Annotated in this window: 11 protein-coding genes; 3 read left to right on the top strand and 8 right to left on the bottom strand. The window is 37.9% G+C overall.

The window, feature by feature from the left end; genetic code table 11:
- Positions 1-193: hypothetical protein (locus KC820_RS10785; RefSeq protein ID WP_212370984.1), on the top strand; the 193-nt coding region annotated here is incomplete at its 5' end.
- A 108-nt stretch (positions 194-301) separates the two neighbouring features.
- Positions 302-1,300: a tryptophan--tRNA ligase gene (gene trpS, locus KC820_RS10780; RefSeq protein ID WP_212370982.1), complete on the top strand. Its 999-nt coding sequence runs from the start codon at positions 302-304 to the stop codon at positions 1,298-1,300.
- Positions 1,301-1,399: 99 nt separating this feature from the next.
- Here the strand turns inward: trpS and KC820_RS10775 are convergent, their stop codons facing one another.
- From KC820_RS10775 to KC820_RS10745, 7 genes are all read right to left on the bottom strand, one after another.
- Complete coding sequence (locus tag KC820_RS10775; RefSeq protein ID WP_212370972.1) at positions 1,400-2,278, bottom strand: LysM peptidoglycan-binding and 3D domain-containing protein; 879 nt, start codon at positions 2,276-2,278, stop codon at positions 1,400-1,402.
- 187 nt (positions 2,279-2,465) lie between these two features.
- A complete protein-coding gene (locus KC820_RS10770; RefSeq protein ID WP_212370970.1) occupies positions 2,466-3,224 on the bottom strand; it encodes a DUF3603 family protein in 759 nt (252 codons plus the stop codon).
- Positions 3,225-3,297: 73 nt separating this feature from the next.
- Positions 3,298-3,504 (bottom strand): YuzI family membrane protein, encoded by a 207-nt coding sequence (locus tag KC820_RS10765; RefSeq protein ID WP_144088598.1) that lies wholly within the window; start codon positions 3,502-3,504, stop codon positions 3,298-3,300.
- Positions 3,505-3,704: 200 nt separating this feature from the next.
- Positions 3,705-4,943 (bottom strand): beta-ketoacyl-ACP synthase II, encoded by a 1,239-nt coding sequence (gene fabF / locus KC820_RS10760; protein WP_212370968.1) that lies wholly within the window; start codon positions 4,941-4,943, stop codon positions 3,705-3,707.
- A 53-nt stretch (positions 4,944-4,996) separates the two neighbouring features.
- A complete protein-coding gene (locus KC820_RS10755) occupies positions 4,997-5,935 on the bottom strand; it encodes a beta-ketoacyl-ACP synthase III (protein WP_212370966.1) in 939 nt (312 codons plus the stop codon).
- Positions 5,936-6,077: 142 nt separating this feature from the next.
- A complete protein-coding gene (locus KC820_RS10750) occupies positions 6,078-7,025 on the bottom strand; it encodes a BMP family ABC transporter substrate-binding protein (RefSeq protein ID WP_212370964.1) in 948 nt (315 codons plus the stop codon).
- 126 nt (positions 7,026-7,151) lie between these two features.
- Positions 7,152-7,727, bottom strand: coding sequence for a hypothetical protein (locus KC820_RS10745; protein ID WP_212370962.1), 576 nt, complete (start codon positions 7,725-7,727; stop codon positions 7,152-7,154).
- Positions 7,728-7,862: 135 nt separating this feature from the next.
- Between KC820_RS10745 and KC820_RS10740 the strand changes: the two genes are divergently transcribed.
- Positions 7,863-8,045, top strand: coding sequence for a YjzD family protein (locus KC820_RS10740; protein WP_212370960.1), 183 nt, complete (start codon positions 7,863-7,865; stop codon positions 8,043-8,045).
- 120 nt (positions 8,046-8,165) lie between these two features.
- Here KC820_RS10740 and KC820_RS10735 read toward each other — a convergent pair whose 3' ends face one another.
- Positions 8,166-8,453: a hypothetical protein gene (locus KC820_RS10735; protein WP_336511044.1), complete on the bottom strand. Its 288-nt coding sequence runs from the start codon at positions 8,451-8,453 to the stop codon at positions 8,166-8,168.
- Positions 8,454-8,468 lie beyond the last annotated feature (15 nt).

Raw genomic sequence — 8,468 nt, 5'->3', positions numbered from 1 at the left:
TGTTTTTAAAAATGCAATTCAAAACATTGGAGAAGTCTTTGTATTTTTAAAAAGAGCAATTATGAAATTGATTCATTTACATAAATATATTTTTCCCTTATTTTTAATAGCTACATGGTGTCACAATTCCAATTCGACTCTAAAGCATTTTGACGGCACCCCAATAGTTGAGGAAATAATTTTTAATATATGATAAAATCAACGAGTAAACCAATTGATTTACCCATTTAATTAGCGGTGATTGAAACAGTGAAAGAAATCAAAAATTCCTACATAGAAAAATTTGAAAGGATGAATATGAATGCAACAAACATTATTTTCAGGAATCCAACCGTCTGGTCAATTAACGATCGGTAACTATATCGGGGCGATGAAGCAATTTCCTGAGCTTCAGTACGACTATGATAGCTACTTCTGCATTGTAGATTATCATGCGATTACCGTACCTCAAGACCGACTAAAACTACGAGAACAAACTCGTTCATTGGCTGCGCTTTATCTTGCCAGTGGAATTGACCCTGAAAAATCCACTTTATTTATCCAATCTGAAGTGAGTGCTCATACAGAACTTTCTTGGATGCTTCAGACCATCGCTTCGATTGGCGAATTGGAACGAATGACCCAATTCAAGGACAAAGCAAGCGGAAAAGAGTCCGTTCCAGCCGGTCTATTGACTTATCCACCTTTAATGGCAGCGGATATCTTACTTTATAACACTGATATTGTGCCTGTTGGGGATGATCAGAAACAACATTTAGAACTAACGAGAAACTTGGCTGAACGTTTCAACAAACGCTTTAACGATATTTTTACTATTCCTGATATACGAGTTCAAGAAGTCGGTGCACGTATTATGTCTTTGCAAGACCCTACGAAGAAAATGAGCAAGTCAGATGAAAATCAAAAAGCTTCCATATATATGTTGGATGATTTAAAACGGGTTGAGAAAAAGATTAAAAGTGCTGTTACGGATTCAGAAGGGATTGTCGAATACGATAAAGATAATAAACCCGGCATCTCAAACCTACTCGATATTTATGCCGCTTTTTCAAATCAAACCGTGAACGAACTAGTCACTAACTATCAAGGAAAAGGTTACGGCGAATTCAAAACAGATCTAGCCGAAACTGTAGTAAATGCCTTAAAACCAATTCAAGAAAGATATAACGAATTGTATGAGTCAGAAGAATTGGATGAAATTTTAGACCGTGGGGCAGAAAAAGCAGCAAACGTTGCTAACAAAACCGTAAAAAAAGCTAAAAAAGCAATGGGAATCGGTCGAGTTCATCTCAAGAGATAAGTTTTCTACTAATAATAAAAAAAACATAAAAAACAACCGTGAATTTTTATCACGGTTGTTTTTTATGCTCCCAAATTGGGAATATAAAAAGTAGATTATTTAGTCAAGAATTGTAACTTCTACTGTTCTTCTACCCCACTGGTAAGCTTCTGCTTTTGTTGGTACGTGAAGGTCGATGATATTACCGTTGATGGCACCACCTGTGTCACCAGCGATTGCTTCACCATATCCTTCAACATGAACGCGGCTTCCTAGTGGAATGACATTCGGGTCAACAGCAATTACTTTCATATTTGGATTGTTGTTTAAGTCAATACCTGTTGCTGTGACGCCTGAACAGCCAGCACAATCAGCTGTATAAGCGGTTGCTTCTACTGTAAGAGTTCTACCCTCTTTCTGACTAGATTGTTGGCTCTGATTTGATGATTGGTTTGATGAAGTATTTTGATTTGTTGTATTCGTTGCTTTTACTTTATCTTGTTTTTCAGTTGTTTGTTCTTGTTTGTTACTAGTTTGCTTCTCTTGTTTACTAGATTCGGAAGCTGCAGCTTTATTGTTACTAGATTGAACTGCTTGTCCACCTTCTCTAGCTTCTAATTTTTCATTGAATTCCTCTAGTGGAATGTCAATCTCTAGTTCTTGACCGATCAGAATTAAATCTGAATCAAGATCGTTCCATTCTTTAATATCTTCTACCTCTACATCAAAATCGTTTGCAATTTTAGATAATGTTTCCCCTTTAACAACCTCGATTGTACGTGTGGCATCAATCTTTAATGTTTCACCCGTAATAATTAATGTATCCTCAAGATTGTTTATCTCCATAATGTCGGAAACAGTTGTATCAAATTTATCTGCTATTTGGTTCAGATAATCACCTTGTTTCACCTGGTAAGTTTCCTCTGCTGAAACTGAACTACTGAATACTGCTCCAGAGATGATTAGTCCGCCAGCTAGCGAAAGAAATGTTTTTCTCATAAAAGATGTGTCCTCCCTCTAATCATTTTGACAAAACCTATGTTATCACAGGAGAACCCACCTTGTGGTTACGCAGGAATTAAGTGTATATGACAAACATAACAGAAATTCGACAAAATATTACCGAATTTTGTCGAATGTAATCTTAATGAGATATTCAGATGTATTTTTCCCGATTTGACGGGCTTCAGATACTCTTGATTGCGTTCTGTTTCTTTTGTTCCATTTCCCATAGCTTTTCAAAAAAAGGTTGACCTTTAGCCATTTTTTCACAGATTTCGTCGTGTCGAGCACTCCACCCCTGCTTCACTTCACTGACTAATTGCTGAAATCCTTGTTCAAAATCCATTTCTTGAATTACTTCATATTGTGCTGGTGTCCATTCAGTAAGCCAATAACGTAGCTCATCAATTCGTTTACTTTGATTCAGTTGGTCGAGCATGAGCATAAGTAAATGTTTCAATTGCCTTTCCTTTCTTGTCAAACCGAGCATGTATTGTGGTTGCAAGGAAAGTATATGATATTGTTTATCTTGCTTCTTATTATTGAATGTAAACTCTTGAGGCTTTCTGCTTTTGATTAACTCCAGAACCAATCGTTCTTGACGAGGTATCATTCGACTCTTACGAATTGGAATCTCATATCCCAGCGTATCAACCACCATTGTATGAACACCTTCAGTCATGATAAATGCATGATCGAGAGGTATACGCTGATGTTGTTTTTTCAAATAAGCACGTTCAAAGACAAGATCCAATAAATCACGTGGTATATCTTGTAAGTCATTCTCTATGTAATTGAATAGATCTGCCTCGACATAAATGACAGGGATTTGATCAAGAAGTTCGATGGAATCACTTTTTCTCCATTCGTGAAAATGGCAAACGTTGTATCCGTTTTCTTCGCCTTCAAACCAATTCACCCAAATATCATGAACGTATAACATATAAACCCCTCACTTTGTTATGTTCTTCTTCTTACGCTCATTATGGCCAAGTGAACTATTTTTATTCTTGATTTTATGATTGAAATGGATTTTTATACATGGCAAATGTGAGCATTAAAAGTCCAAGCGGCAGTAAATAGCTTTCTGGCCTTTTATAAATAAAAAGAAAAAAATCAGTCAGGTTCATACCGACAGGAAGAAAATTTAAGTAACCAATAATTGACACGCCACCTACACAAGTAAAACCAAAACCAATCATGAATACGATTAATTGCCACATTGGATTACCTCCATGCTTGTCCCTTTGTTCATTGTATGCGTTCGTTTTTTCATACATACCGAATCTAAATAATTGAAGATGCCGATAAACAACAAATCATGAAAAGTAATCAATCTCATGTTTGAACACTAACGGCCTGTAAATAAGCAAAACAAAAAAGACTCTCGAATTTCATCGAGAGTCTTCTTTAAGTGTTGACTTTAATTATATTTTTTAAATAATAATGAAGCATTGTGACCGCCAAAACCTAATGAGTTGGACATCGCTACATTCACTTCTTTTTCTCTGGCTTCATTTGGTACGTAATCTAAGTCACATGTTTCGTCAGGTGTTTCATAATTCATTGTCGGAGGCATAATATTATTTTTGATCGATAACACCGATACGATTGCTTCTAAGCCACCCGCTGCACCGAGTAAGTGTCCTGTCATTGATTTGGTTGAACTCATCGCTAGTTGATAAGCGTGTTCACCAAATACAGTTTTCACTGCGTTCGTTTCATATTGATCATTATATTCCGTACTTGTTCCATGTGCGTTAATGTAATCAACGGAATCAACGGCGACACCAGCATCATCCACAGCTTGTTGCATGGCGCGCGCAGCACCTTCCCCTTCTGGTGCCGGTGCAGTTACGTGATATGCATCCCCTGTTGACCCATAGCCACAGATTTCAGCATATATTTTCGCTCCACGCTTTTGGGCATGCTCTAAAGATTCAAGAATTAATATACCTGCACCTTCACCCATAACAAAACCATCTCGATTTTTATCAAATGGACGACTTGCTTTCATTGGATCTTCACTTTTTGACAGAGCGCCTGCTTGTGTAAATCCTGCGAATGACATATTTGTCATTGGAGCTTCGGTTCCTCCGGTAATCATGGCATCCGCATCACCGCGTTGAATCACTTTAAATGCATCTCCAATGGAATTCGTTCCCGAAGCACATGCTGTAACTGTACAGGAGTTAATCCCTTTTGCACCGAACTGAATGGAAACCTGACCGGCAGCCATGTCTGGAATCATCATCGGAATAAAGAACGGACTCACCCTGCGATGGCCTTTATCGAGAAATTTTTCATATTGCGATTCATATGTCGACATTCCGCCAATTCCAGATCCAATCCATACACCTGTCCGCTCTGCATTGGACTCATCAATTGTAAGTTCTGCATCATCTAACGCCATTTTTGCAGCAGCGACTGCAAACTGAGTGAATAAGTCCATTTTCCGTGCGTCTTTTTTCTCCATATAATGATTCGGATCAAAACCTTTTACCTCTGCAGCAATTTTTGTTGGAAAATGATCAGCATTCACTCGAGTTACTTCACCGATTCCAACATGGCCGGAAATCAATCGATCCCACATCGTAGAAACGTCATTTCCGACAGGCGAAACAACACCTAGACCTGTAACCACTACGCGATTTTTCGTCATTCTGTAATACTCCCTTCTCTTTCCTATCATTTAATTTTAATAATTGATCAACTTTACTTTCCCCATCTGAATGCGACTGCTCCCCATGTCAATCCACCGCCGAATCCGACTAATACGACTAAATCTCCATCTTTAACGTTACCTGACTTTACATCTTCGGACAAAGCGATTGGTATGGATGCAGCAGATGTATTTCCGTACTTCTGAATCTTTTTGGACATTTTTTCAACTGGGATATCCAACTTTTCTCTTGCCGCTTCCATAATTCGGATATTTGCTTGGTGCGGAATTAAATAATCTACATCGTTTTTAGTAAGTCCTATTTTTTCAACGACATTCAACGCTGATTCTCCCATTTGGCGTACAGCAAACTTAAACACTTCACGGCCATTCATATAAATGACGTCTTCTTCCGTTTGATGTAAATGTGGAATTCCTCGGCCATCAGCACCTAGCTCAAAAGATAAAACACCACGGTTTTCAGAAACAGGGCCCATTACAGCAGCTCCTGCACCGTCACCAAACAGCACACACGTGTTCCGGTCTTCCCAGTTCGTAATTTTTGATAATTTTTCAACGCCAACAACCAAAACGTTTTTATATGTTCCTGCTTCAATGAATTGTTTTCCTGTCACCATGCCGTACATAAATCCGGCACAAGCTGCACTCACATCCATAGCTGCTGCTTTGAAAGCACCTAGTCGGGCTTGAATTTGCGTTGCAACCGATGGGAACCCCATATCACTCGTAACGGTAGCCACTAAAATCAGATCGATTTCATCTGCCTTTACGTCCGCTTCTTCCATTGCATTTTTCGCCGCTTCATAAGCCATGTCTGATGTGTTCATATCGTCAGGTGCGATTCTTCGCTCCTCAATTCCTGTTCGTGTTCGAATCCACTCATCAGATGTATCAACCATTTCTTCTAACTCTTTATTCGTTAAAATACGCTCGGGAACAAAATGTCCCGTTCCTAAAATTCCTGCGTTCATTTTGGAGTCATCTCCTCACTTTATATTCCTCTTACTATCTTATTCTATGACCTGGTATTAATTTTAACAGAAAAAAAAGCCTTCGGAAAGGCTTAAATTTATAAAAACAAAATAAATGGTTAAAAATGTACCCATATAATAGTTATTTTTCACCTGTCTCCAAATACGCCTCCATTTTTTGATCCAACCAGTTACGAACAGATGGTGGTACGTGGTCACCGTATGTCCCTAAATGAATATATTGATTCTCAAAGCCGAGTCGGATGATTCCCGAAGTCAAATTTCCGTCGTTTAATAATTGTGCAACTTCCCGATAAACCTCTTCCATTTCAATAACCGTACTTGTGAGCACATGATTTTTCGCTAATTCATATTGATCGTTAATATAGCCAATTGCAGAAATGCCATCTTTTTTCGCCTGGTGGATAATCGGCGTATTAAATCCTTCACCAGCTGGAAATACAACGTCAATCCCCTTCTTCACCATCTCTTGATATTGCTTCATTGCTTGCTGTTGATCATATCCACTTCCAATCGATTTATAGTGAATACGTATCTGAGGGTTAATAGTGCGAGCACCCTCAAAAAAACCTTCTAACGCAGTCGTTTCAGCATATGGTGATAAAATACCAATCTGATTTCTTCTTGTCATTTCAGCTGCAAGCATCCCAGCATAATAATATGAATCATAGTGATCGAATTGAATGGAAGTGATATTGCTGTCATAAGCTGTACCTTCAAAATAAACAAACTGAATATGAGGATAGTATTTGTTGATTCGATCGAAATATTGGCCAAATCCTTTACCCTGTCCAAAAATTAAATTAACCCCTTGTCGATCGAAATCACTGACAATTTTTTCAAGTTGTCTAACTTCCGTTACATTTTCCTCAAACATCACACTGACATTGAACGTATCTTTAATCTCTAATAGACCTAAATACGCACTATGTCCCCATGTCTCATCATGAATCGTTCCCTCGAGAATCAAGCCTACATTTTCTAATTCGCCATCTTCAGTTATTAAGTTACAACCACCCAATAAAATTATAAATAGTCCAATCAACAGTAATAAGATTTTCTCTCTCACTTTATAGGCACTCCGGTTAACTATTTTCTTTCATTGTGCTATGTTTGCGGGAATTTGGCAACAATCAGGAACGGACATTCAAGGTTTTTTACATTTTAGATAAAGCATCCATGGCTTCTTTTTTATTTATGACAAAAAATAAATCGATTTGCTCTGATCTGTTCCGTGTAAGTAGGTTTGTTGAGGAATCATATCCTTCATTCCATGTACAATCATCCAACGCGCCAATTTTTTAGCTGAGATTTTTATTTTTGTATCATGATCAATTTTGTCACCGTTCCCGTCATTCGAAAGCCATTCTTTTTTTGTCTCTTTTGAACTGGCATTTGGTTGAACAACCCGCTGAATGAACGCATCATCACTGATTTCAATGTACTCTGTAGAGATTATTTTTATCCGTTCGTCATTCATTTCACTTGATTGGTTCGTTAGGTAAATGCCTCTCGACACATCAGATTCCATCAAGTTTTCAATAAAAATACCATGGTTTATTGGGGCCACCTCTTTAACTTCTTCCTCTAAATGAAATTGAGCGTTTCTACCAAAGGCTAGCTGCAATTGTTCAACTTGGTGATTGATCTGATCAGAAGCATCCTTTTCTTTGACTCCAGAATATGCATATACCTCATAACCTTCTTTTAATAGCTCGTCGATCACGTAATAACAAAACCACTTTTCTATCGGATAAACAATAACCTTCACCGATTTCACTCCTTATTTAATAAAGACTTGAACGATTCATGAACTTCCAAATAAATATATTTATTTTTATTGAATCATTTGATACACTAAATCATGGAAACAAGTTTCATGTTTGAACAATAGAGGTGAAGATTAATGAGATATATTGGGACAATAGTTTGGAGTTTCTTACTTAGCGCAATGATTGTATATGTACTTGGTAGTATGAGTGGCGCTTCATTCGACCTGACAGGTACATTTGTATTGACAGCTGTATTCACATTAACAGCAGTCATTGTCGGAGATGGCATATTAAGTAATGATGATGCCACCAATTAATGGTGAGAAGGTTGACTCTGGCGTAGTAATCAGTCAATGAGTCAACCTTTTTTAGCATAATTGGCCAATCTTAAGTGATGTTTTGTTCGAGACTCGTCAAACGACGAGTTTTCTTTATTGCTACCAGGGTAATAAACTTAAGGCAGCAATTGCAGTAAGAGGCAATATTAGCCGCCCTAATCCACCTGGTCGATAACCGTACGGTGGATAACCATATCCGGGACCGTAATACCCCCATTGTCTTGTTTCAAAAGTGTTATACTTCGGGATGATCAAGTATACGTGATCATCATCCAAGTCCATGATCACACCGTCTATTTTTTCACCGTGCACCGTTTCGATTAATACGTATTGTTTCATATGCTTATGACACAGTGCATACATTGGTTTTGATTGTTGTTGCGACACATAATCCTCTCCTTT

Origin of the sequence: Allobacillus saliphilus (genome assembly GCF_018138385.1) — a bacterium.
Classification (GTDB): domain Bacteria; phylum Bacillota; class Bacilli; order Bacillales; family Alkalibacillaceae; genus Allobacillus; species Allobacillus saliphilus.
Note: the sequence above shows the minus strand (reverse complement) of the source record. Positions and strands in the feature narration are given on the sequence as shown.

Excerpts from the sequence above, each read along its gene's own strand:
- KC820_RS10770 (WP_212370970.1), bottom strand. The coding sequence starts at position 3,224 with ATGTTATACGTTCATGATATTTGGGTGAATTGGTTTGAAGGCGAAGAA.
- KC820_RS10775 (WP_212370972.1), bottom strand. The coding sequence starts at position 2,278 with ATGAGAAAAACATTTCTTTCGCTAGCTGGCGGACTAATCATCTCTGGA.
- trpS (WP_212370982.1), top strand. The coding sequence starts at position 302 with ATGCAACAAACATTATTTTCAGGAATCCAACCGTCTGGTCAATTAACG.
- KC820_RS10755 (WP_212370966.1), bottom strand. The coding sequence starts at position 5,935 with ATGAACGCAGGAATTTTAGGAACGGGACATTTTGTTCCCGAGCGTATT.
- KC820_RS10765 (WP_144088598.1), bottom strand. The coding sequence starts at position 3,504 with ATGTGGCAATTAATCGTATTCATGATTGGTTTTGGTTTTACTTGTGTA.
- fabF (WP_212370968.1), bottom strand. The coding sequence starts at position 4,943 with ATGACGAAAAATCGCGTAGTGGTTACAGGTCTAGGTGTTGTTTCGCCT.
- KC820_RS10740 (WP_212370960.1), top strand. The coding sequence starts at position 7,863 with ATGAGATATATTGGGACAATAGTTTGGAGTTTCTTACTTAGCGCAATG.